Here is a 1,816-nt window from a genome sequence, read left to right as displayed (position 1 = left end):
GTGTTATGACGGTCTTTCGTCCGTTTGTACCGGCGCGCATTCATGATCCGACCCGATAATCCCACCGCTTACATTTTATCATACAAAATTAAAGAAGTCGACTGTAAAATACAATCGGCTTCTTTCAGGGAACCGCATGCCCATACGGTATAATTACGACAAAGGGGAAACCCGCATAGAATCAGGGTTTTCAGGAATTCGAGTCTGATTTTCGCTCTTTTCCCAACGAAATTCACCGGAGAATTCAACCCTTTGGAAAGAGAGGTGTTCTATTTACGACAAAAGCGTTGCCATGAGATAGGATTACGGCTTGTTAGCGACAAAAAATCGCAGTATGATAGGAACAGAGGGAATCTTTCGTCCTCTGTTCCTATTGATCTGTTGTCATTTCTTCTGTCATCCGAAATACGGCAGCCGGGATTTCACCCGATTGGGTCAAGATTCCCTCGAAAGAATACCGCCCATCATCCTTCCACCCAAGGCGGTACTGCAGGGCTTTCAGAAATGCGATGCGCGCCATCGCACAGGAGTTTTTTGTTCTTACCCAATAAGAGGGCGGGATTTCATACGCATCCAGATCCTCCTTTGACGCGGCGGAGATCAGAAGATTCCCATTTTCCTCATCATACCAGAAGCTGAGGTGCGTGGGGTTTCCCAGCAGTCCAATCATCCGGCGTGGGAGAAAAATCCTCTTGCTTTTCATGCAAACTCGAATTGATAGATTATTCGTTTTCATCGCCATCCTCCACATTCATCCTGATCCCTCCGTAGGGGCGGTGCATCAGTTCTTCCGGGGTAGGCAGCTTGGCGCTGATTTGGGCATTGTGCCGCTCCCCGGTCTTGTGATCGATCGTGATGAAGGTGCTGGCGGTATCCACCTTATACTTGGTGTCCAATTCCTCCAGCGTGTAGCCAAACCGCCCTTTCCAATCTTCCGGCATATTGATTATGGTATTGCGTTTTTTCTTGCCACCAGCCGATTCGATCACTTCGGTGAAAACCTGCAGGCATTCGTCCAGATTGAACACGATAACGCGTTTGCCGCCCAACTCCTGATAGATTGCCATGCATCGGTATTTGGCTGCGCGGTTCCAGCCCATCATATCGTAAACCATGCTGCAAAATATCCTCGCCATGCACTTGCGCGGATTATTCTTTTCCTGCTTTAGATTGAAGGTTGCAAATTTGAGCGAATCCCGGTTGTAGTCCTGGCAGGGTTCGATAATAATGCGCTGGTTTTCTTCATCGATATTGATGACAATATGCTGATGCTCCGGGAACAGGTTGACACAGGACATATTAAAGGTGACGCTGTCAATGGCGAAGGTAATCTTCGGCTTGAATATGGGAGAGAGAAAATCGCCGCGCACCCGCTGTACGCTCTCCCTTTTCAGCTCGCTATAATCGCTTAACCCGCCCCGGCTCTTTTTGCCGGTTTCGGTCATGAGATCAAGCCCCAATTGTTCGGCGCTATCCATTCATACCCCCCATTTCTGCGATGCGTCTTTCCGCTTCCTTACGGGTGAGCGGTTTCACCCCGCTTGAAAAGCCTGGCACGGCGGTGGCGGATGCGCCGATGCTCCAATCGTCCAATACGTTTGCCAAAGCCCTTCTGCAAAGCATCATGTATTCCGGCAGGGCTTCGCCGAAGCCTGCCAGCCAATCGGAAGGAAGCGCTCTGACCGGACGCTCGCCCTGCTCGCCCGGCGGCAAATGGAATTCACAGCAGCCGAGATCAAAGAGAAGCACCTGTTCATCGTTCTTTGAAAAGCAGTTTACCGTGCTTTTATACTTCCAGTTTTCCTTCCACCCCATG

General features: G+C 49.9%; 2 protein-coding genes. Both read right to left on the bottom strand.

Annotated elements, in window-relative coordinates:
- Positions 1-722: 722 nt before the first annotated feature.
- Positions 723-1,478, bottom strand: a complete 756-nt coding sequence (locus GX147_10650) for a hypothetical protein (GenBank protein NLN61127.1) — start codon at positions 1,476-1,478, stop codon at positions 723-725.
- A partial coding sequence (locus GX147_10645) for a hypothetical protein (protein NLN61126.1) occupies positions 1,471-1,816 on the bottom strand: 346 nt, incomplete at its 5' end. The genes GX147_10645 and GX147_10650, both read right to left, overlap by 8 nt.

It is taken from the genome of Deltaproteobacteria bacterium (assembly GCA_012522415.1).
Taxonomy (GTDB): Bacteria; Desulfobacterota; Syntrophia; order Syntrophales; family JAAYKM01; genus JAAYKM01.
The sequence above is the reverse complement of the archived record's forward strand: the minus strand, read 5'-3'. Positions and strand labels throughout refer to the sequence as shown.

What these genes read in the sequence shown, in the direction of transcription:
- GX147_10650 (NLN61127.1), bottom strand. Translation starts at nt 1,478, where the DNA reads ATGGATAGCGCCGAACAATTGGGGCTTGATCTCATGACCGAAACCGGC.